General features: G+C 74.1%; 18 protein-coding genes and 1 pseudogene. 11 read left to right on the top strand and 8 right to left on the bottom strand.

The window, feature by feature from the left end:
• Window positions 1-69 precede the first annotated feature (69 nt).
• The 4 genes from rimO (at window position 70) to ACF061_RS26675 (ending at window position 3,389) form a co-directional block, all read left to right on the top strand.
• Entirely contained in the window at window positions 70-1,542 is a 1,473-nt protein-coding gene (gene rimO / locus ACF061_RS26690) for a 30S ribosomal protein S12 methylthiotransferase RimO (RefSeq protein ID WP_392269506.1), read from the top strand.
• Entirely contained in the window at window positions 1,539-2,363 is an 825-nt protein-coding gene (gene pgsA / locus ACF061_RS26685) for a CDP-diacylglycerol--glycerol-3-phosphate 3-phosphatidyltransferase (RefSeq protein ID WP_392269505.1), read from the top strand. The genes rimO and pgsA overlap by 4 nt, the downstream gene beginning before the upstream one ends.
• A complete protein-coding gene (locus tag ACF061_RS26680) occupies window positions 2,360-2,905 on the top strand; it encodes a CinA family protein (protein WP_392269504.1) in 546 nt (181 codons plus the stop codon). The genes pgsA and ACF061_RS26680 overlap by 4 nt, the downstream gene beginning before the upstream one ends.
• A gap of 109 nt (window positions 2,906-3,014) precedes the next feature.
• Window positions 3,015-3,389, top strand: coding sequence for a helix-turn-helix domain-containing protein (locus ACF061_RS26675; protein ID WP_392269503.1), 375 nt, complete (start codon window positions 3,015-3,017; stop codon window positions 3,387-3,389).
• 1,002 nt (window positions 3,390-4,391) lie between these two features.
• Here the strand turns inward: ACF061_RS26675 and ACF061_RS26670 are convergent.
• Window positions 4,392-5,237 carry an Fpg/Nei family DNA glycosylase gene (locus tag ACF061_RS26670; protein ID WP_392269502.1) on the bottom strand — a complete coding sequence of 282 codons (846 nt, stop codon included), beginning with the start codon at window positions 5,235-5,237 and terminating at the stop codon, window positions 4,392-4,394.
• Between the two features lie 81 nt (window positions 5,238-5,318).
• Entirely contained in the window at window positions 5,319-10,241 is a 4,923-nt protein-coding gene (locus tag ACF061_RS26665) for an ATP-dependent helicase (protein ID WP_392269501.1), read from the bottom strand.
• 108 nt (window positions 10,242-10,349) lie between these two features.
• Between ACF061_RS26665 and ACF061_RS26660 the strand changes: the two genes are divergently transcribed.
• From ACF061_RS26660 to ACF061_RS26650, 3 genes are read left to right on the top strand one after another with little or no spacing between them, the layout of a single operon-like run.
• Window positions 10,350-11,330 carry an AraC family transcriptional regulator gene (locus ACF061_RS26660; RefSeq protein ID WP_392269500.1) on the top strand — a complete coding sequence of 327 codons (981 nt, stop codon included), beginning with the start codon at window positions 10,350-10,352 and terminating at the stop codon, window positions 11,328-11,330.
• Window positions 11,216-11,986, top strand: coding sequence for an AzlC family ABC transporter permease (locus tag ACF061_RS26655; protein WP_392269499.1), 771 nt, complete (start codon window positions 11,216-11,218; stop codon window positions 11,984-11,986). The genes ACF061_RS26660 and ACF061_RS26655 overlap by 115 nt, the downstream gene beginning before the upstream one ends.
• On the top strand, window positions 11,983-12,291 hold the full coding sequence (locus ACF061_RS26650) for an AzlD domain-containing protein (protein WP_392269498.1): 309 nt from the start codon (window positions 11,983-11,985) through the stop codon (window positions 12,289-12,291). The genes ACF061_RS26655 and ACF061_RS26650 overlap by 4 nt, the downstream gene beginning before the upstream one ends.
• A 40-nt stretch (window positions 12,292-12,331) precedes the next feature.
• On the opposite strand, the gene ACF061_RS26645 is transcribed toward ACF061_RS26650, so the two are convergent.
• Window positions 12,332-13,276 (bottom strand): hypothetical protein, encoded by a 945-nt coding sequence (locus ACF061_RS26645; RefSeq protein WP_392269497.1) that lies wholly within the window; start codon window positions 13,274-13,276, stop codon window positions 12,332-12,334.
• Window positions 13,277-13,356: 80 nt separating this feature from the next.
• Between ACF061_RS26645 and ACF061_RS26640 the strand changes: the two genes are divergently transcribed.
• Both ACF061_RS26640 and ACF061_RS26635 read left to right on the top strand, forming a co-directional pair.
• Window positions 13,357-13,551, top strand: coding sequence for a DUF3046 domain-containing protein (locus tag ACF061_RS26640; protein ID WP_392269496.1), 195 nt, complete (start codon window positions 13,357-13,359; stop codon window positions 13,549-13,551).
• Between the two features lie 60 nt (window positions 13,552-13,611).
• Window positions 13,612-14,937, top strand: a complete 1,326-nt coding sequence (locus ACF061_RS26635) for an AI-2E family transporter (RefSeq protein ID WP_392269495.1) — start codon at window positions 13,612-13,614, stop codon at window positions 14,935-14,937.
• Between the two features lie 34 nt (window positions 14,938-14,971).
• Here the strand turns inward: ACF061_RS26635 and ACF061_RS26630 are convergent.
• Window positions 14,972-15,762 (bottom strand): annotated as a pseudogene (locus ACF061_RS26630) (hypothetical protein).
• A gap of 323 nt (window positions 15,763-16,085) precedes the next feature.
• Between ACF061_RS26630 and recA the strand changes: the two are divergent.
• Both recA and recX read left to right on the top strand, forming a co-directional pair.
• Entirely contained in the window at window positions 16,086-17,213 is a 1,128-nt protein-coding gene (recA, locus tag ACF061_RS26625; RefSeq protein WP_392269494.1) for a recombinase RecA, read from the top strand.
• A 3-nt stretch (window positions 17,214-17,216) separates the two neighbouring features.
• Window positions 17,217-18,209: a recombination regulator RecX gene (gene recX / locus ACF061_RS26620; protein ID WP_392269493.1), complete on the top strand. Its 993-nt coding sequence runs from the start codon at window positions 17,217-17,219 to the stop codon at window positions 18,207-18,209.
• 219 nt (window positions 18,210-18,428) lie between these two features.
• Here recX and ACF061_RS26615 read toward each other — a convergent pair whose 3' ends face one another.
• The 4 genes from ACF061_RS26615 to ACF061_RS26600 form a co-directional block, all read right to left on the bottom strand.
• Entirely contained in the window at window positions 18,429-18,842 is a 414-nt protein-coding gene (locus ACF061_RS26615; protein WP_392269492.1) for a rhodanese-like domain-containing protein, read from the bottom strand.
• Complete coding sequence (locus ACF061_RS26610; RefSeq protein WP_392269491.1) at window positions 18,839-19,390, bottom strand: cysteine dioxygenase; 552 nt, start codon at window positions 19,388-19,390, stop codon at window positions 18,839-18,841. The genes ACF061_RS26615 and ACF061_RS26610 overlap by 4 nt, the downstream gene beginning before the upstream one ends.
• Before the next feature lie 85 nt (window positions 19,391-19,475).
• A complete protein-coding gene (locus tag ACF061_RS26605; protein ID WP_309544753.1) occupies window positions 19,476-19,547 on the bottom strand; it encodes a putative leader peptide in 72 nt (23 codons plus the stop codon).
• 541 nt (window positions 19,548-20,088) lie between these two features.
• Window positions 20,089-21,708, bottom strand: coding sequence for an FAD-dependent monooxygenase (locus ACF061_RS26600; protein ID WP_392269490.1), 1,620 nt, complete (start codon window positions 21,706-21,708; stop codon window positions 20,089-20,091).
• Window positions 21,709-21,863 lie beyond the last annotated feature (155 nt).

The following is a 21,863-nucleotide window of genomic DNA, read 5'->3' as shown; positions in this document are numbered from 1 at the left end:
AAGGGGTTGGCCGACATCGGCCAACCCCTTCGACATGGGCCGTCGCGCAGACGAAGTAGTCTTGAGCCCATGCCTGAACGCCGTACCGTCGCACTCGTCACTCTCGGCTGTGCCCGCAACGAGGTGGACTCGGAGGAGCTCGCAGGCCGTTTGGAGGCGGACGGCTGGCAGCTCGTGGAGGACGCCGCCGACGCGGACGTCGCCGTGGTCAACACCTGCGGCTTCGTGGAAGCCGCCAAGAAGGACTCCGTCGACGCCCTCCTGGAGGCCAACGACCTCAAGGACCACGGCAGGACGCAGGCCGTCGTCGCGGTGGGCTGCATGGCCGAGCGGTACGGCAAGGAGCTCGCCGAGGCACTGCCCGAGGCCGACGGCGTGCTCGGCTTCGACGACTACGCCGACATCTCCGACCGCCTGCAGACCATCCTGAGCGGCGGCATCCACGCCGCGCACACACCGCGCGACCGCCGCAGACTCCTGCCGATCAGCCCCGCCGAGCGCCAGGAGGCGGGCACCGCCGTCGCGCTGCCCGGGCACGGCCCCGTCGACCTCCCCGAGGGCGTCGCCCCGGCCTCCGGCCCGCGCGCGCCCCTGCGCCGCCGCCTGGACGGCGCCCCGGTCGCCTCCGTCAAGCTCGCCTCCGGCTGCGACCGGCGCTGCTCCTTCTGCGCCATCCCGTCCTTCCGCGGCTCCTTCATCTCCCGCCGCCCGAGCGACGTGCTGAACGAGACGCGGTGGCTGGCCGAGCAGGGCGTCAAGGAGATCATGCTGGTCTCCGAGAACAACACCTCCTACGGCAAGGACCTCGGCGACATCCGCCTGCTGGAGTCCCTGCTGCCCGAGCTCGCCGAGGTCGACGGCATCGAGCGGGTGCGGGTCAGCTACCTCCAGCCGGCCGAGATGCGCCCCGGGCTCATCGACGTGCTGACCTCCACCCCCAAGGTCGCCCCCTACTTCGACCTCTCCTTCCAGCACTCCGCGCCCGGCGTGCTGCGCGCCATGCGTCGCTTCGGCGACACCGACCGGTTCCTGGAACTGCTCGACACCATCCGCGGCAAGGCGCCCGAGGCCGGGGTGCGCTCCAACTTCATCGTCGGCTTCCCCGGCGAGTCCGAGGCCGACCTCGCCGAGCTGGAGCGTTTCCTGAACGGCGCCCGGCTGGACGCCATCGGCGTGTTCGGCTACTCCGACGAGGAGGGCACCGAAGCGGCGACGTACGACAACAAGCTGGACGAGGACGTCGTCGCCGAGCGGCTGGCCCGTGTCTCGCGGCTGGCCGAGGAACTCGTCTCGCAGCGCGCCGAGGAGCGCGTCGGCGAGACGGTGCGGGTGCTCGTGGAGTCCGTGGACCCCGAGGAGGGCGTGTACGGCCGGGCCGCGCACCAGGCGCCGGAGACGGACGGCCAGGTGCTGCTCACCGACGGCGAGGGTTTGATCGTCGGCCGTATGGTCGAGGCGAAGGTGGTCGGTACGGAGGGTGTCGACCTGGTGGCCGAGCCGCTGACGGGCGCGTTCGCGGGCAGTGAGGAGACGGGCAGATGACCGGAGTCCCGGCATCCGCGGCGGGCGGTACCTCCGGCGCGCAGGGAGCGGCCTCCGGCCGCGCCGACGCGCGCGGGGTGTCCGGGGCCCCCTCAGCTGCCGGGGCCTCGAGAGTCGCCCGCCTCGGTTCCGGTGATTCCGGTTCCGCGTCCCGCGGGGCCGCCCGGGCGGCCCAGGAGCCGGACGGCGGCCGGCCCGCGCGGGGCGGGAAGATCACGGCCGCGGCCGTGAACCAGGCCAGCGTGTGGAACGTCGCCAATCTGCTGACCATGCTCCGGCTGCTCCTCGTGCCCGGCTTCGTGGCCCTGATGCTGGCCGACGGCGGGTACGACCCGGCGTGGCGTTCGTTCGCCTGGGCGGCCTTCGCCGTCGCCATGATCACGGACCTGTTCGACGGCCACCTGGCGCGGACGTACGACCTCGTCACCGACTTCGGGAAGATCGCCGACCCCATCGCCGACAAGGCGATCATGGGGGCGGCGCTGATCTGTCTCTCGGCTCTCGGGGACCTGCCCTGGTGGGTGACCGGCGTGATCCTGGGCCGGGAACTCGGGATCACCCTGCTGCGTTTCCTGGTCATCCGCTACGGCGTCATCCCGGCGAGCAGAGGGGGCAAGCTCAAGACGCTCACGCAGGGCGTGGCCGTCGGGATGTACGTGCTGGCGCTGACGGGCTGGCTGGCCACCCTCAGGTTCTGGGTGATGGCCGCGGCCGTCGTGCTGACCGTGGTGACGGGACTGGACTACGTGCGGCAGGCCGTCGTGCTGCGCCGACGGGGGATCGCCGAGCGCCGCGCGGCGTTGCGGGAGTCGGAAGCGTGAGTTCACCGGCCGTCGAAGTCGTGCGACTACTCACGGTGAGGGGCGAGACGCTCGCCGTCGCGGAGTCGCTGACCGGTGGGCTGGTCGCGGCGGAGATCACCTCGGTGCCGGGGGCCTCCAAGGTCTTCCGGGGGTCGGTCACCGCCTACGCCACCGAGCTCAAGCACGAACTGCTCGGGGTGGACGCCGCCCTGCTGGCCCAGCGCGGAGCGGTGGACCCGCAGGTCGCGGCCCAGATGGCGGAGGGTGTGCGCACGGCGCTCGGTGCCGACTGGGGTGTCGCGACCACCGGCGTCGCCGGCCCCGACCCCCAGGACGGACAGCCTGTCGGAACGGTTTTCATGGCCGTGGCCGGGCCCTTGGCGACCGGATCCGGCACTTCCCGCGGCGGGAAAACGGCCGCTCTGCGGTTGAACGGCGGCCGGGCGGAAATTCGTATGGAGAGTGTACGCAGCGTACTCGCACTGCTCCTGGAGCTGATTGCGGGCGAACAGACCGGGAATGAGCGGGCACAGGATACGGAACAGAACGGGGGGTTTTGATGTTTGCAGCCCTGAGTGAACACGACATCGCTCCCCGCACGGCCGCGGCGCTAGGCGGTACGGTGGGGCGTGAAGGATGCGGCTACGCGGTCCGAGGAGGGAGCCACCGATGATTCTGCTCCGTCGCCTGCTGGGTGACGTGCTGCGTCGGCAGCGCCAACGCCAGGGCCGTACTCTGCGCGAAGTCTCCTCGTCCGCCCGAGTCTCGCTCGGCTATCTCTCCGAGGTGGAGCGGGGGCAGAAGGAGGCTTCCTCCGAGCTGCTCTCCGCCATCTGCGACGCGCTGGACGTACGGATGTCCGAGCTCATGCGGGAAGTGAGCGACGAACTCGCACTCGCGGAGCTGGCTCAGTCCGCCGCGGCCACCGATACCGTGCCCACGCCGGTTCGCCCGATGCTGGGTTCCGTGTCGGTGACCGGGGTGCCACCGGAACGGGTGACCATCAAGGCGCCCGCCGAGGCGGTGGACGTGGTCGCCGCGTGATCCGTCGCGCGCGGGTGCGCTGACCCATACGTTTGTGAGGCCCCGGCCGGGGTCTGCCCGGAACTCCGGGGAGGTACGGCCGGGGCCTTCGCGTCGGCCGGGCCACGTGGCGGCCCCCGGGGTGGCTGTCGGCCGGGCCGTGCGGTGGCGGGCCCGCGGTGGGGCCCTGTGGTGGCGGCCTTGCGGTGAAGGGCACGGCAGGCCCGGACCGGGCCTGCCGTCCGGGCCTGCCATTCGGGCCGTGGATCGCCGTGTTCGCCGGGTTTATCGTGTTCGCCGCGTTTGCCCGGGCGGGGTGGTGCGGTGATGGTGGAGGCCGGGCTGCGGTTCGGTCGACCGGCGCGAGCAGATGAGCAGAGCGCCCCCGTATGCCGCGTTGCGCCCTCCTGTGTGCGAGGGCGGGGTTCTAGCGTCGGGCTGGAGGTGGGCGCGTGCGTGTGACGGCGGGGCCGGCAGTGCGCTGGGGCGCCGCCCTGGGGCTCGGCGCGGTGTGGTGGTGGGCGGTGCTACGGCTGGTGCTGTCGAACGACGCGGGGGTGCTGGAAGGGGCGGTCGCGGCGGGAGGCTGGGGGCTGAGTGTGCTGCCCGTGCACTGCGTGCCCAGGGGCGGGGCCACGGGGGTGCTCACCGAGTGCCGGGGGCGCGCTGCGAACGCCGGGCGGGCCGCCGGGGCCGGTGCCTGTGGAGGCGGGACCGGTGAGGGCGGTGGAGCGGTGGCGTTCGACGGGAACGTCACCGGAAAGGCGCCGTCCGGGACCGCCGGTGGACCGCCGACCGCGGACCCGGGCGGATCTCCGTTCGGCGGGTTCGGGGGATGGCCCTACGGACGCGGTGGGGGAGCGCCGTCCGTAGACGGTGACGACGACCGGCCGTTCGCCACCGGGGAGCCGCCGCCTCGCCGCCCGGACGGAGAATCCGGCCTGTCCTGACGGAGGAGCGGGGCAGCGGACTCCAGGCGACTCGGTACGGCGGTCGCGGGCTTCGGCGCTGCTTGAGTGGACGTCAATCGGCCGTACGGCGATAGCGCTCCCGCCATCTCTGCGGCGATCCCGGTGGCGGAGCGGGACCCGCCTGGCAGACGGGGCACCAGTAGGTGGGGCGCTCCTGGGAGCCGTCGCCCTGGTCGGCCACGCGCACGGAGGTGCCGCAGCGCAGACAGGGGCGTGGAGCGCGGCCGTAGACGAACAGGTCCTGCCCGCGCAGGCCGGTGGTCCGGCGGACCGCACGGTCGCGGTTGGCCTCCAGGAGCCGCTTGGCGAGGGCGGGCAGCTTCGCGGCGCGGTCGGCGGGCAGGGCCCCGACCGGCAGCCACGGTGTCACGCCGAGCAGGAAGCAGAGCTCGCACTTGTAGACGTTGCCGATACCGGCGAGGTTGCGCTGGTCGAGCAGGGCCTCGCCGAGCTGCCGGGCCGGGTCGGCGAGGAGGTTGGCCAGGGCCAGGTCCGGGTCCCAGTCGGGCCCGAGCAGGTCCGGGCCGAGGTGGCTGACGGTACGGGCCTCCTCGCTGGTGCGCACGAGCTCCAGCACGGGCAGGCGGTAGCCTACGGCGGTGCGGTCGGCGGTGGCCAGGACGGCGCGGATCTGGTGGGCGGGGCCGCCCTTCCATCGCTCGCCGCTGCCGTACACCTTCCAGGCGCCCTCCATCCGCAGGTGCGAGTGCAGGGTCAGGCCCCCTTCGACACGGGTGAGCAGGTGCTTGCCCCGGGCGATGGTGTTCAGGACGGCACGGCCGCTGAGGTCGACGGTGGCGTACTTCGGCACCCGGAAGTCGCTGCGGGTCAGCACCTTGCCGGCGAGTGCGTCGTGCAGTCGTCCCGCCGCCTGCCAGACCGTGTCACCTTCGGGCATGGCTCAAGGGTGACACGCGCCGGTGCGCGTCGGCTCCGGCCGGGTGCGCTCCGGCGCCGGTCACGGACCCGCCCGCCGCGGTCATGCGCGCAGCCGCAGTCCGCGCGGGGTGGCGATGAACCCCGCTCCTTCCAGGAGTGTGCCGATGGGGGAGGTCAGCGCGGAGGCACCGTTGACGCGTTCCACCGTGACCGTACCGAGGGAGCCCGCGCGGGCGGCCGCGGCCAGTGCCTCGGCGGCCGTACCCAGGCGCGGGTCGTCGGCGGCCTGACCGTCCTGGGTGGCGGGCCAGGCCAGCAGCGTCTTCCCGCCGCGCTCCATGTAGAGCGTCAGCTCGCCCGAAACGAGCACCACCAGGGCACCGGCCTTGCGCCCTGGTTTGTGCCCGGCGCCGGTCGGCGGCTCCGGCCAGGGCAGGGCGGCTCCGTAGGCGTTCGCGGGGTCCGCGGCGGCGAGCACGATCGCCCGGGGATCGGCGCCGCCACCACGACGGTCACCGCGCCCGGCGCCGTACGGGGCGGCCGGACCGCCGCCCCGCGGACCTCCGTAGCCGGGAGCGGCGAAGTCCCGGGGCGAGGCCGGCCCGCCCGGTGCGACGTTGCCGGTGCCGAGCCAGTCGACGGGAGCGCCGTCGCCGTGGAACGCGTCGGCGCCGAATCCGTCGGCCGTGTCGAAGCCGCCGGGACGCGGCTGGGCGGGCAGGGAGCCGAACCCGTCCGGGCCGCCGTCCCGTCCGAGGGCCGTACCGGGCAGACCCTCCGCCCGCTCACGGGCGTTCGCCACCGCGCGGAGCCGGTCGACCGCGCCCTCCATGGCGAACTGGGCGGCGCCCAGCCCCTCCACCACGTACCCGCGCCGGGCCTGTCCGCTCTCCTCGAAGACGGACAGCACCCGGTACACGGCCGAGAAGCCGCCTTCCACGCCTTCCGCGGACACCGCTCCACGGGTGACCACCCCGTGCCGGTCGAGGAGGACGCGGGCCAGGGCGTGGGCGCGCACGGTGGCGTCGGTGTCGCGGCCGGGCAGCAGGGACCAGCGGCCCGCGACGGTCGGCGGGCCGCCTCGGGAGGCGGTGCGGGCGGCCGCGGTCAGCGAGCCGTAGCGACCGCGCGGGACGGCGCGCTTGGCGCGGTGCGCCGTGGACCCCGCGGTGCGGCCCGAGCCCAGCAGGGAGCGCATCGGGGCGAGCGTGTCGTTGGTGAGCCGCCCGGACCAGGCCAGGTCCCAGAGGGCGTCGGCGAGTTGGGGATCCGTGGCCTCGGGGTGGGTGGTCGCGCGGACCTGGTCGGCGATCTGACGGAAGAACAGGCCGTAGCCGCCGGAAAGGGCGTCCAGGACCGACTGGTGGAGCGCTGTCGGTTCCAGGGGATGCGGTGGCGGCAGGAGCGGTGGAGCCGCGTCGGCGAGGTAGAGGGAGATCCAGCCGTCCTTGCCGGGCAGTGCCCCCGCACCCGCCCAGACGACCTCGCCGGCCGCGGTGAGTTCGTCGAGCATCGCGGGGGTGTAGTCCGCCACCCGGGAGGGCAGGACCAGCTTCTCCAGCGCGGAGGCGGGCACGGATGCCCCCTGCATCTGCTCGATGGCGCGCACCAGTCCGTCGACGCCGCGCAGCCCGTGGCCCTTGCCGATGTGCTGCCACTGCGGCAGGAACTGGGCGAGCGCGGCCGGTGGCACCGGCTCCAGTTCGTGCCGCAGCGCTGCCAGCGAGCGCCGGCGCAGCCGGCGCAGGACCGCCGTGTCGCACCACTCCTGGCCGATGCCCGCCGGGTGGAACTCGCCCTGGACGACCCGGCCGCCTCCGGCGAGCCGGTGCAGCGCGCCCTCGGTGACCGCGACGCCCAGGCCGAAGCGGGCGGCGGCGGTCGCCGACGTGAACGGGCCGTGGGTGCGGGCGTAGCGGGCGAGGAGGTCGCCCAGCGGGTCCTTCACGGGCTCGGTGAACGCCTCCGGGACGCCGACCGGCAACGCCGTGCCGAGCGCGTCGCGCAGCCGGCCCGCGTCCTCGACGGCGGCCCAGTGGTCGGTTCCGGCGATCCTGACCCGGATGGCCCGCCGGGCGGCGGCGAGTTCGGACGCCCAGCCGGGCTCCGCGCCCCGCTGGGCCAGTTCGGCGTCGGTGAGCGGGCCGAGCAGCCGCAGGACGTCGGCGACGCCCTCGACGTCCTTGACGCGGCGGTCCTCGGTCAGCCACTGCAGCTCCCGCTCCAGCTCGACCAGCACCTCGGCGTCCAGCAGTTCGCGCAGCTCCGCCTGGCCCAGCAGCTCGGCCAGCAGCCGCGAGTCCAGGGAGAGGGCGGCGGCGCGGCGCTCGGCGAGCGGGGAGTCACCCTCGTACAGGAACTGGGCGACGTAACCGAAGAGCAGCGAGCGGGCGAACGGGGACGGCTCCGGTGTGGTGACCTCGACCAGGCGGACCCTGCGGGACTCGATGTCGCCCATCAGCTCGACGAGTCCGGGGACGTCGAAGACGTCCTGGAGGCACTCGCGAACCGCTTCCAGGACGATCGGGAACGACCCGAACTCGCTTGCCACCTGCAGTAGTTGGGCGGCGCGCTGGCGCTGCTGCCACAACGGGGTGCGCTTGCCCGGGTTACGGCGCGGCAGCAGCAGCGCGCGGGCCGCGCACTCGCGGAAGCGGGAGGCGAACAGGGCCGAGCCGCCGACCTGGTCGGTGACGATCCGGTCGACCTCGCCCTTGTCGAAGGCGACGTCCGCCGCGCCGACGGGCGCCTGATCGGCGTCGTACTCCGAACCGGCCCTCACGGGTTCCTGGTCGAGCAGGTCCAGGCTCATGAGGTCGGCGTCCGGCAGGCGCAGCACGATGCCGTCGTCGGCGTGCATGACCTGTGCGTCCATGCCGTACCGCTCGGAGAGCCGGGCGCCGAGCGCCAGCGCCCACGGGGCGTGCACCTGGGCGCCGAAGGGGGAGTGGACGACGACGCGCCAGTCGCCCAGTTCGTCGCGGAAGCGCTCCACGAGGATCGTCCGGTCGTCGGGGACGTGACCGCAGGCCTCGCGCTGTTCGGCCAGGTAGGAGAGGACGTTGTCCGCGGCCCACGCGTCGAGGCCGGCCGTCAGCAGCCTGAGCCGCGCGTCCTGCTCGGACAGCGATCCGACCTCGCGCAGGAACGCGCCCACCGCGCGGCCCAGTTCCAGCGGGCGGCCCAGCTGGTCGCCCTTCCAGAACGGCAGTCGGCCGGGCACTCCGGGCGCGGGGGAGACCAGGACCCGGTCGCGGGTGATGTCCTCGATGCGCCAGGAACTGGTGCCGAGGGTGAAGACGTCGCCGACCCGGGACTCGTAGACCATCTCCTCGTCCAGCTCGCCGACCCGGCCGCCGCCCTTCTTCGGGTCGGAGCCGGCGAGGAACACCCCGAAGAGACCGCGGTCGGGAATCGTGCCCCCGGAGGTGACGGCGAGGCGCTGCGCGCCGGGACGGCCGGTGACCGTGCCCGTCACGCGGTCCCACACCACCCGTGGGCGCAGCTCGGCGAACGCGTCGGAAGGATATCGGCCGGCGAGCATGTCGAGCACGGCGGTGAAGGCCGACTCCGGCAGCGTGGCGAACGGAGCCGCCCGCCGGACCAGGGCGAGCAGGTCGTCCACCTGCCAGGTGTCCATGGACGTCATCGCGACGAGCTGCTGGGCGAGGACGTCCAGGGGGTTGGCGGGCACCCGCAGCGACTCGATGGCGCCGGAACGCATCCGCTCGGTGACCACCGCCGCCTGGACCAGGTCACCGCGGTACTTGGGGAAGACCACGCCGGTGGAGACCGCGCCGACCTGGTGTCCCGCGCGGCCGACCCGTTGCAGGCCGGAGGCCACGGACGGCGGCGACTCCACCTGGACGACGAGGTCCACGGCGCCCATGTCGATGCCCAGCTCCAGGCTGGAGGTGGCCACCACCGCCGGCAGGCGGCCCGCCTTGAGGTCCTCCTCGACCAGGGCGCGCTGCTCCTTGGAGACCGAGCCGTGGTGCGCGCGGGCGATGACCGCCGGCGCGCCGTGCGCCGCGCCGGAGCCGCCCATCAGCTCGGCCGGGGAGTGGTGCTCGTCCAGACACTCCCCGGTCGCCCGCTCGTAGGCGATCTCGTTGAGCCGATTGCACAGGCGTTCGGCGAGCCGCCGTGAGTTCGCGAACACGATCGTGGAGCGATGGGCCTGGACGAGATCGGTGATGCGCTCCTCGACGTGCGGCCAGATCGAGGGCCGTTCCGCGCCTTCGTCGCCGTCGGCTGCCGGGGAGCCGCCGAGCTCGCCCAGGTCCTCGACCGGGACGACGACCGAGAGGTCGAACTCCTTGCCGGACTCGGGCTGGACGATCTCCACCTTGCGGCGGGGCGAGAGGTAGCGGGCGATCTCGTCGACCGGGCGCACGGTCGCGGACAGGCCGATGCGGCGGGCCGGCCTGGGCAGCAGCTCGTCCAGGCGCTCCAGGGACAGCGCGAGGTGCGCGCCGCGCTTGGTGCCCGCGACCGCGTGCACCTCGTCCAGGATCACCGTCTCCACACCGGTCAGCGCGTCGCGCGTGGCCGACGTCAGCATGAGGAACAGCGACTCGGGGGTGGTGATCAGGATGTCCGGCGGGCGCGTGGACAGGGCGCGGCGCTCGGCGGCCGGGGTGTCGCCGGAGCGGATGCCGACCCTCACCTCCGGCTCGGGCAGGCCCAGCCGGACGGATTCCTGGCGGATGCCGGTGAGCGGGCTGCGCAGGTTGCGCTCCACGTCGACGGCGAGGGCCTTGAGCGGTGAGACGTACAGCACCCGGCAGCGCTTCTTCGGGTCGGCCGGGGGCGGTGTGGAGGCGAGCTGGTCGAGGGCGGCCAGGAACGCGGCCAGGGTCTTGCCGGAGCCGGTCGGCGCGACCACCAGCACGTCCGCGCCCTCGCCGATCGCCTGCCACGCTCCCGTCTGGGCCGCGGTGGGCGCGGAGAAGGCCCCCGTGAACCAGCCGCGGGTCGCGGGGGAGAAGCCGCCGAGGGCTCGCTGCGGATCGCCTGCCATGCGTCCATCCTGCACCCGCCCACTGACAAACGGCCCTGAGCTGGGCTTTTGCCTCTGCGGCCGGTGGCGGGGGCGTCCGGCCGGCGCCATCGGCGGAGAATCGGACGCATGGCGGGATCCGGCGAGGAGCGGGCACGGCACTGGCGGTACGAGGAACTGCCCGGTGTCGACCTGCTGCGTGCCAGGTACGTCCGCAAGACGTTCGTGCGCCACACCCACGAGCACTTCGTGATCGCCGCCATCGCCGAGGGCGTCGAGGTGTTCCACCACCGGGGGTCGGACCAGTACGCGGGGCCCGGGGCGCTCGCGCTGGTCAATCCGGACACCCCGCACACCGGGCGGGCCGGTGTGCCCGAGGGCTGGCGGTACGGGGCCGTGTACCCGACGCCCGAACTGGTGGCCGAGATCGCGGCGGAGACGACCGTGATCCGCGGGACGCCCGGGTTCGTCAGCCCGGTCCTCGACGATCCCTACGCCGCCGCGCTGGTGCACCGGGTGCTACGGGCCGTGGACGAGGGCGACGCGCTGGCCGCCGACACGCTGCTGCGGATCGCGGTGACCCGGCTGCTGCGGCTGAACGGCGGGCCGCTGCCGCAGCGGGAGGTCCGCACGGCGGGCACAGCGGCGGCGGCCCGCGCGCGTGCCGTCCTGGAGGAACGCCTGGCCGGGCCGCCCACCCTGGAGGCCCTGGCGGCCGAACTCGAGACGAGCCCGTTCGCCCTGCTGCGGGCCTTCCGGGAGGCCTACGGGATGCCCCCGCACACCTGGCTGACCGACACCCGGGTGCGCCGGGCCAGACGGCTGCTGGACGCGGGCACCGCGCCGGCGGACGTCGCCGCGGCCGTCGGGTTCACCGACCAGTCGCACCTGAGCCGGCACTTCTCCCGGATCGTGGGCGTCCCGCCGGGGGCGTACCAGCGGGAGCGCAAGAACGTACAAGACACGAGGTCACGGCTGCTCCTACCGTCCGGGGTGTGGCAGAAGAGACAGCTCTCGCAGACATGCGCCCCGGCGGCGCCGGAGACGCCGGCGACCGGAGACCGGACTCCGCCGTCGTCCGGGACGCCCTCGGGGTCGGGATCGCCGTAGGACTGTCCGGGTTCGCCTTCGGGGTGACCTCGGCCGGCAGCGGGCTCACGCTGCTCCAGACCTGCGCGCTCAGCCTGCTGGTGTTCACCGGCGCGTCCCAGTTCGCGCTCGTCGGGGCGCTGGCGGCCGGCGGGAACCCGTTCACGGCGGCCGCGGGCGCCTTCTTCCTGGGGGTCCGCAACGCCTTCTACGGGCTGCGCCTGTCCCAGCTGCTGGCCCTCCCGCGCGCCGTGCGGCCGCTCGCCGCCCAATGGGTCATCGACGAGACCACGGCGGTGGCGCTCGCCCAGCCCGCTCGGCGCGGCGCGCGGATCGGCTTCACCGTCACCGGGGCCAGCCTGTACCTGCTGTGGAACCTCACCACGCTCCTGGGCGCGCTGGGCGCCAAGGCCCTCGGGGACACCGACGCGTGGGGCCTGGACGCGGCCGGGCCCGCCGTGTTCCTGGCCCTGCTCGCCCCCATGCTCAAGACCGTCACCGAGCGGGCCGTCGCCGCCCTCGCCGTCGCCCTCGGGCTCGGCCTGCTGCCCGTCCTGCCGGCCGGGGTGCCGGTCCTGGCGGCGGCGCTCGCCGCGCCGGCCGTGCTGTACCTGGAGGGCCGGCGCAGGCCCGCCCCGGACGGGGCGCGGGACGAGATACGAAAGGAAGAACGTTGAACACCTGGATCGCGGTCGCCCTGACCGCCGCCGGCTGCTACGCCGTCAAGCTCGCCGGACTGCTCGTTCCGGCGGGCGTCCTGGAACGGCCGCTGGTGAGGCGGCTCGCCGCGCTGCTGCCGGTGGCCCTGCTCGCCGCCCTCACCGCCCAGCAGACGTTCGCCGACGGGCCCTCGCTGGTCCTGGACGCGCGGGCGGCCGGGCTCGCGGCCGCCGCCGTGGCGCTGGTGCTGCGGGCGCCGTTCCTGCTCGTCGTCGCGGCGGCCGTGGTGGTGACGGCGGGGGCGCGGGCCCTGGGCGGCTGAGCCACGGCCACGGCCGGTCCGCCGGTGCGTCCGCCCGGTCTCAGCCGATGGCGCGGCCGTGCGCCCTGAGGGTGCGCAACGCCTCGATCGTCACCATGGGGCGCGCTTCCAGCGCGGTGCCCGGAGCCCACTGGCGCCAGGTGACCGGCCAGCCGCCGTCCTGCTGCTGCCGGCCCGCCAGGAAGTCCAGGGAGCGGTTCATCTCCTGGTCCGTGAACCAGGCCCGCGCCAGGGAGTTCGGCGTCCTGGCGAAGTCGTGCGGGAAGTGGTGCTCCCCAGGTGCGTAGCCGGGCGCGACCGGCCAGGACTCGAGACCGGCGGGGTCCAGCGCCGCGAGCCGCTGTTCGCGCACCAGACGGCCGAGCCGTTCGGCGGCGGCCTGCGCGCGCGGCCGGTCGGGCACGGCGTCCAGGAAGGTGACGGCCGCCTCGGCCTCGTAGGGGTGGGTGGCCCGCAGGGACTCGATCCGCTGCCAGCAGAAGTCGGTCGCTCGGAACAGCCAGGCGTGCCACACCTCGTTGCGGTGCAACAGGCCCACCACCGGCCCGGTGGCGAGCAGGTCGCTCGGCGGGTCGTCCAGGATCGGCACGAAGGGGGCCGTCGGATAGCCGCGCTGACCGGGATGGACCGCCGGCAGCGCGCCGTCCGCGGTGGAGACGGAGGTCAGATAGCGGCACACGCGCTCCACCCGCGCGCCGCCGCAGCGGCCGACGGAGTCCAGGACGCGCAGTGCGCGGGCCGTGTGCAGCGGCTGACTGACGGGGCCGCGCAGATCGGGCTCCAGCGCGTGGCCGTACCCGCCGTCCTCGTTGCGGTAGGCGTCCAGCGCCGTCTCCACCGGGTCCGCTCCGCCGTTCAGGAAATGGTGCGCGAACAGCCGCTGCTCCAGCACGCGCGCGGTCAGCCACACGAAGTGCTCGGCGCGGAACAGCGGGGAGGACGCCAAGGGCGGCGGGGAAGAGGGGGAAGCTCCGGTCTCGGCCATGCGTCAGACCGTAGGGCGGGAAGCGGCCCCGGCAGGCGGTCCCGGCTCGGGGTCACTCCCAGGGGCGGGATACTGGAGTCATGCGGTTGACGGTCTTCTGGGAGCGGATGGCGGAGCACTTCGGCGTGGGTTACGCCGACACCTTCGCACGCGACCACGTGATGTCGGAGCTCGGCGGACGCACGGTGCACGAGGCGCTGGCGGCCGGCTGGGAGGCCAAGGACGTGTGGCGCGTGGTCTGCCATGTCATGAACGTCCCGGGGGAGAGGCGCTGAGCGGGCACGACGATCACGGGGCTGTGCCGGATCGCCGGCGGCGTGGGCGAGACTTGCACCGTGGCACCCACTGACGAGTCCGGGCGGACGGCCCGGCAAGCACCCCCGACCGGTACGACGCCGCCTTCCCGGCCCCCGGCCGCGGGCGCCGCCGGGCCGGGTGCCCGTATGCCGCGCTGGCTGCCGCGAGCCATGGTGCTCGCGCTCGCGCTCATCGCCGCCTTCCAGTTCGGCAGCTGGGCGTTCCACCAGGTGACCGGCCTGCTGATCAACATCCTCATCGCGTTCTTCCTGGCCCTGGCCATCGAGCCCGCGGTGAGCCGCATGGCCGCCCGCGGCATGCGGCGGGGATTCGCGACCTTCCTGGTCTTCCTCGCCCTGGCGATCGCGACCGCGGGCTTCGTCACACTGCTCGGCTCGATGCTCGCCGGTCAGATCATCAAGATGATCGAGGGCTTCCCGGACTACCTCGACTCCGTCATCAACTGGGTCAACGCCACGTTCCACACCGAACTGCGGCGCGTCGACATCCAGGAGGGCCTGCTCCACTCCGACTGGCTGCGCAAGTACGCGCAGAACAGCGCGGCGGGCGTCCTGGACGTGTCCGCGCAGGTGCTCGGCGGGCTGTTCCAGATGCTGACGGTCGGGCTGTTCTCGTTCTACTTCGCCGCCGACGGGCCACGGCTGCGCCGCGCCCTGTGCTCCGTGCTGCCGCCGGCCCGCCAGGCCGAGGTACTGCGCGCGTGGGAGATCGCCGTCGACAAGACCGGCGGCTATCTGTACTCGCGCGGCCTGATGGCGCTCGTCTCGGGGATCGCCCACTACGTCCTGCTGCTGGCCCTGGGCGTTCCGTACGCGCCCGTGCTCGGCGTCTGGGTCGGGCTGGTGTCGCAGTTCATACCCACCATCGGCACCTATCTCGCGGGCGCCCTGCCGATGCTGATCGCCTTCACGGTCGACCCGTGGTACGCGGTGTGGGTGCTGGTCTTCGTCGTGGTCTACCAGCAGTTCGAGAACTACATGCTGCAGCCCAAGCTGACCTCGAGGACCGTGGACATCCACCCCGCGGTCGCCTTCGGATCGGTCATCGCCGGCACCGCGCTGCTCGGGGCCGTCGGCGCCCTGATCGCCATTCCCGCGGTCGCCACCCTGCAGGCGTTCCTGGGGGCGTACGTGAAGCGGTACGCCGTCACGGACGACCCCCGCGTCCAGGGCCACCGCAGCCGGGTCCCGGCTCCGGGCCTGGCCGCGCGCGTGCGACGGCTGTGGGAGCAGCAGCCCGAGGCGGAGGCCGGGACGGCGGCGTCGGAGGGGGCCGGGAGCGCCGCGGAGAGCGGGGCGGCCGAAGCGCGGACCGCCGTGGCCGAGGAGGGCACCTCCGGGTAGCGGCCGGCGGGGCGGGACGACGTGGCCGCGGCCTTCACCGGCCGAGGACCGCCCAGACCCCGGCGGCGACGGCGGCGGCGTAGGCGCCCACCGCCGCGGTCACGATCCGCCGGCGGACCCGCTCGCTCCAGGACGTGCGGGACAGCAGCCCGGCCACCGCGGGCAGCACCAGGACCGCGTGCAGGCTCACCCAGTGCAGCGGCTTGAGCGGGGCCGTCGAGCGGTACGCCGCCTGCTGGTGTCCGGCCCGGCTCAGCAGCACGCCGCGCGCGATCACCGCGGCGCCCGAAGCCAGGGCGACCAGCAGGATCGCGAACCCGGAGCGCAGCGCGAGCGCCATCCCCGCCGGGCCCTCGGGCCCGCGCCGGAAGGACGCGAGCGCGAACACGGTCAGAAGCGTCACCAGGACCACGCCGCCCGCCGCGAGCGTCATCGCCACCGCCGTGTCGAAGGGCGTCTGCGTGTGCAGGTGCGAGGGGACCCGGCGCCACGCCCGGAGCGTGAAGCCGCCGACCTCGACGACGCAGTCGGCGGCGAACACCACGAGCAGCGCGGCGCGCGTCCGCTCCCCGACGCGCAGGTACGACGCGGTCCAGGCGACCGCGATCAGCGTCACCCCGAAGGACAGTCCGAACGTGACGGGCTTGCGCCAGGAGACGGGCCCGTCCCACGGCCCGCCGTCGACCGCGAACACCACCAGACGGGCCAGGCCGGACAGGACGAGGAGAGAAGGCCGGTCGCGTGACACAGCCGTTCGGCGGGGCGTGGGGCGCGCACGGGCGACGGGCGGGTCCGGGGGCGCGGCGGGAGCGTGGGAACCGACATGGCCCGAGCCTCTCGAACGCGTGGCGCTCCCGTCGTCGTCCGGGCGGAGGCCTGCCGGCTGCTCCGCGCGGAGCAGCCGGGCCGGGGTGGGAGCGCCGGGCGGCCGGGGCCGGCGGGCCCCGTGTGGTGCGCTTGACACGAAAATCGAACATCTATTCTTATGGAGGCTCCGGTCAGGCTCAACGGAGGGGATTCCGTCCCGTTTCGGGGTAGTAGATCCCCTGGTTATCCACAGGCCGGACATGCGTCGAGGCGCATTGTCAGTGGCAGGCGTTAGCGTCTTTGACGTGAAGCGATCGACTCAAGCAAACCGGGTGGAACCCATGGCAGGAACCGACCGCGAGAAGGCGCTGGACGCCGCGCTCGCACAGATTGAACGACAATTCGGCAAGGGCGCGGTCATGCGCATGGGCGAGCGGTCGAAGGAGCCCATCGAGGTCATCCCGACCGGCTCGACCGCGCTCGACGTGGCCCTCGGCGTCGGCGGCCTGCCGCGCGGCCGTGTCGTGGAGATCTACGGACCGGAGTCCTCCGGCAAGACGACCCTGACCCTGCACGCCGTGGCGAACGCGCAGAAGGCCGGCGGCCAGGTCGCCTTCGTGGACGCGGAGCACGCCCTCGACCCCGAGTACGCGCGCAAGCTCGGCGTCGACATCGACAACCTGATCCTGTCCCAGCCGGACAACGGCGAGCAGGCGCTGGAGATCGTGGACATGCTGGTCCGCTCCGGCGCGCTCGACCTCATCGTCATCGACTCGGTCGCCGCGCTCGTCCCGCGCGCGGAGATCGAGGGCGAGATGGGCGACTCGCACGTGGGTCTGCAGGCCCGCCTGATGAGCCAGGCCCTCCGTAAGATCACCAGCGCCCTCAACCAGTCGAAGACCACGGCGATCTTCATCAACCAGCTGCGCGAGAAGATCGGCGTGATGTTCGGCTCCCCGGAGACGACGACCGGTGGCCGCGCGCTGAAGTTCTACGCCTCCGTGCGCATCGACATCCGCCGCATCGAGACCCTGAAGGACGGCACGGAGGCGGTCGGCAACCGCACCCGCTGCAAGGTCGTGAAGAACAAGGTCGCGCCGCCCTTCAAGCAGGCGGAGTTCGACATCCTCTACGGGCAGGGCATCAGCCGCGAGGGCGGTCTGATCGACATGGGCGTGGAGCACGGCTTCGTGCGCAAGGCCGGTGCCTGGTACACGTACGAGGGCGACCAGCTCGGCCAGGGCAAGGAGAACGCGCGCAACTTCCTGAAGGACAACCCCGACCTGGCCAACGAGATCGAGAAGAAGATCAAGGTGAAGCTGGGCGTCGGAGTGCGACCGGAGGAGCCGGCGGCCGAGCCGGGCGAGGACGCCGCGGTCGCCGCGGCCGCGGGTGACGCGGCCAAGACGGTGCCCGCACCGGCGGCCGCCAAGGCCACCAAGCCCAAGGCCGCCGCAGCCAAGAGCTGACCCGTGACACGACGAACCGACTGGGCCGAGTACGAGTACGAGCCCGCGTACGAGCGCGGACGCGCGGCCTCCGGTGCCCCACGGGGGAGGGGCACCGGGGACCGCGTCGGGGCGGACGGCGCCGGCGCGTACCGGGGCGACGGCCTGTACCGGCCGGACGGTGACAGCACGTACGGGGACGGGGACGACGGGGCCTACTGGCCGGATGACGGCAGCGGGTACGCCGGCGACCGGCCTCACCGGTCGGACGGTGACGAGGGCGGCTTCACGGCCGCCGGCTTCGCCGACGGGCACGGGGGAGACCCGGACGGCGAGCCGGGTGACGGTGGGACGCGTGGAGCCGGTGGATCACGGACGGCTGGTCCACGCCGGGGCGGCTCGCGTGACGGCGGGGCGCACGGCGGGCGCGGGCGTCGTCGGCGGGACTTCGGCGAGGCGCCCGCGGTGGACGGAGACGCTTCCTCCTTGTCGAGGGCTGAGCGGGGGGAGTCTCCGGGGGACCCGGTGGAGCGGGCGCGCGCGATCTGCCTGCGCCTGCTCACCGGGACCCCGCGCACTCGCAAGCAGCTCGCCGACGCCCTGCGCGAACGGGAGATCCCGGACGACGCGGCGCAGGAGGTGCTGTCCAGGTTCGAGGAGGTCGGGCTGATCGACGACAGCGCGTTCGCGGACGCCTGGGTGGAGTCCCGGCATCACGGGCGCGGACTGGCCCGGCGGGCCCTCGCCCGGGAACTGCGGACCAAGGGCGTCGACGCCACGCTGATCGACGAGGCCGTCGGGCGGCTCGACGCCGAACAGGAGGAGGCCACGGCGCGCGAGCTCGTCGCCCGCAAGCTGCGCTCCACCCGGGGCCTCGACCGGGACAAACGGCTGCGCCGGCTGGCCGGCATGCTCGCCCGCAAGGGCTACTCCCAGGGTCTGGCCCTGCGGGTGGTCAGACAGGCGCTGGAGGAGGAGGGCGAGGACACCGAGTTCCTCGAGAACGAGGGGTACTGAGGGCACACCGTCGCCCCGCCGCGCGGACGCGGGGCCGAGAAGGCCGGCAGGACACCCATCCGCCTCACCGCCGAGGGCGGCACGGACCCCGCACCTCCCGTAGCGCCCGTCGGACGCCTGAGCCACCAGGACGGCCGGACCCGCGCCAGGGCGGCCGGGCCGGCGCGGGGAGCGACCCGAGCGGCCGTTTCCGCTCCGTCCGGGTGCGCCCCCATGACGTCACCGGATGTACGGCGTCACCGGAAGTCCGGCCGCCCGCCAGGCCTGGAAGCCGCCGACGAGGTCGGTCGCCCGGCTCAGGCCCAGCTGGTGCAGGGACACCGCCGCCAGGCTGGAGGCGTATCCCTCGTTGCAGACCACGACGGGGCGCAGATCGTGGCCGGTGGCCTCCGGGAGGCGGTGGCTGCCCAGGGGGTCCAGCCGCCACTCCAGTTCGTTGCGCTCGACGACCAGGGCGCCGGGGATCAGCCCGTCCCGCTCCCGCAGCGCGGCGTACCGGATGTCCACCAGCAGGGCCTCGCCGGCCCGGGCGGCGGCGTACGCCTCGCCCGGCTCGACCCGCTCGTACCCCTGCCGCACCCGCTCCAGCAGTTCGTCGACACCGACCGGCGGTCGCTGTCCGGCCCCGCTCACTGCCAGTCCTCCGGTCGCTCGACCTGCTCCAGGCGCAGCGTGTGCCCCGTGCGGCTGTAACGGCGGATCCGCGGCAGCGGCGGGTAGTAGGCGTGCACGGAGATCGCGTGCCGGTCGGTGGACTCGTTGAGGACCTCGTGGACGTGGTGGCGGCCGAACGCGCGGCCCTGACCTGCCGGAAGCCGTCGCTCCCGGTCCACGCCGTCCGTCAGTTCCAGGGTCTTCCAGCCGTCGGTGGGCAGCCGGGCGGCGAGGGAGTTCTCCCGCAGCTCACCGGCCGCGGTGAGAAAGGCGCCGACCGAGTCGGCGTGGTCGTGCCAGCCGGTGCCGCTGCCCGGCGGCCAGCTGATCAACCAGGCCTCGCTGCCGCCGGGGCCGGTCAGGCGCACCCAGGTGCGGCCCTCCGGGTCGAGCGGCAGCGAGGCGATCAGTTCGGTGTCGGCGGCGGTGCGCCGGACGAAGTCGAGGAGTTCCGCCTGGGTGGGCGCCGAGGGGGACGTGGACGCCGAGGCGGGAGCGGACAGGGAAGCAGTAGGGGAGGCAGACACGTACACCGTCCTGAGGAACGTTCGCGGAAAGCGCGCGACAGCACGGGAGCGGCGCGCGCGGTGAAGTCGGAAGGGGAACGCGAGTTCAGCAGGACGGGCGACACACGCAGCCCGCGTAGCGGACGAGGTCCATGTGGACCCTCCGCCACAGGCGCACATCGGTGTCGGTCACGATCCGGAGTACACCACGAGCCCGGGGACCGGTCAACCGACTGTCACCATGCGGACGCGCGGTGACGGCGCGTACGGTCCGCCCGGCGCGCCCGGTCCCACCCCGCGCCCGCCCGGCGTACAGGTCATGGTGCTCGGCGCCGGCGTGCTCCACACCGATCCGCACCGAGGCTGCTCCGGCCCCCACGAGGGTCCCTCGGGCGGCCCGCACACCGGCGAGCCCCTTCCGCGCCCGCCGGTCCGTCCGCGTCAAGACGCGCCCCTCCCAGCGCGCCGGGCCCCCGGACACGCGCCCGCACACGCCCTTCCCAGCGCGCGGCGCCCGGCGCGTGTCCGCCTGCCGCCTTCGACGCGTGGTCGCCTGAGCGCGCGCGTGCCTGAGCACGGGCCGTCGCCTGAGCGCGTGCCTGGCTCAGAGCGTGCCCGCCCGGCGACTGCCGCCTTCGACGCGCCGTCGCGTCAGCACGCGCCGTAGCCTGAGCGCGTGCCTGCGCCGGCGCGCGCCGTCGCCTCCGTGTGCGCCTGGCTCAGCGCGTGCCCGCCTCGGCGTGCGCCTCCGAGCGTGCCGCGCCGCCGAGCGCGGTCTCGGCCGCCGTGTAGAGGTCGGCCGGACGCACTCCGCTCATCGTCGTGACCAGGTGCCCGTCGGGCCGTACCAGGAGCACGGTGTGCGGGGCCGCCCCCGGGTAGCCCTCGGCGACCAGCAGTTCGGCCGGGTGCGGCAGGGCGGCCACCGCGGCCGCCAGCCGGGGCATGATCCCGGCGCTCACCCAGTGCCGGCGCTCCCACACCACCGTGCCCGGCGCCACCAGCACCACCAGCAGCGCCCCGCGGCCCAGCCGGTCCCGCAGCGGCACGAACGCGCCGTCCTCCGCGGTCACCACCACATCGGCGACCTGCGCGCCGGCCGGCGTGTCCACGGGCGCCTCGGCGTCGGAGGGATCGGGCGCGAGCGGCGAGTCGGCGTACGACCCTGGAGCGCCCAGCGTCCCGCGCCCCAGATGGCCGTCCATGAGCAGCGCGTCGTGCCCGCGCGCCGCCCCGGGGACGTAGGACCGCAGCCCCCCGCCTCCGCGCAGCACCGGCAGTACCTGGTCCGCCGCGCGCAGCCGGGCCGCCACGACGGCGCGCCGCTCCGTCTGGTAGCTGTCCAGCAGTGCCTCGTTGGGCCCGTGGTGCCAGACGGAGGCCAGCTTCCAGGCGAGGTTGTCGGCGTCCCGCAGGCCCTCGTCCAGTCCTTGGGTGCCGAACGCGCCCAGCAGGTGCGCCGCGTCCCCGGCGAGGAAGACCCGCCCGGCGCGCCAGCGTCGGGCCACCCGGTGGTGGACCGTGTGGACTCCGGTGTCGAGGAGTTCGTACGCCGGTGCGGGCTCGCCGGTCCAGCCGGTGAGGGTCTCCCGGACGCGGTCGAGCAGCAGTTCGGGCGTGACCAGGTCCTTGCCGGGCGGCAGCAGCCAGTCCAGCCGCCAGACGCCGTCGGGGAGCGGACGCGCGGTGATCTCCCCGGCGAAGGGGCCGGTCGTCCGCCAGGGCGGTGTGCGGTGGAGGAACGCTTCCTCGGGCCGGGGCAGTTCGGCGCGCAACGCGGCCACGGCGTGCCGTTCGACGGCCGTGCGGCCGGGGAAGCGGATGTCCTGCAGTTTGCGCACGGTCGAGCGTGGGCCGTCGCAGCCGACCAGGTGGCTGCCGCGCCACCAGGTGCCGTCCGGCCCGCGGGTGTGCGCGGTCACGCCCGTGGGTTCCTGCTCCATGGCGTCGAGCCGGCTGTCGGGGGCGAGCTCGACCAGGGGCGAGCGGGCGACGGCGGCGCGCAGCGCGCCGGTCAGCACGTGCTGGGCGATGTGCAGCGGCGCCGGCCCGGCCGATCCCGGGGCCTCCGGGTCGCCGAAGTCGACTTCGTTCGTCACCTGCTTGCGCCGCATGGACCGCCATCCGGTCCAGCGCAGTCCCGTCCGGCCGAGCGGCACACCGGCCAGCCGCTCCATGAGGGCGGCCGTGTCCTCGCGCAGTACGACGGTGCGGGCGGCGCGTGGCGCTTCCCTGCCCGGCGTCTCGTCGAGTACGACGGTCGGTACTTCCTGACGCGCCAGTGCCAGGGCGAGCGCGAGCCCGACGGGCCCCGCTCCGACGACGATCACCGGATCCACGGCGCGGCGCTCCCTGCCCGTGGCGGTGTCCTGACGGACAGACGTGAACAGACGGTTGGAGCAGGGTGCACGATCACAGAAAGTATGCAACCTATTGCCGCTGCTCGCGTCAAGCGACGGGGGCAGTGGTGATCACTCCACTGCCCCCGCCCCAT

Origin of the sequence: Streptomyces sp. NPDC015220, from assembly GCF_043079345.1 — a bacterium.
In the GTDB taxonomy this organism is placed as follows: Bacteria; Actinomycetota; Actinomycetes; order Streptomycetales; family Streptomycetaceae; genus Streptomyces.
Note: the sequence above shows the minus strand (reverse complement) of the source record. Positions and strands in the feature narration are given on the sequence as shown.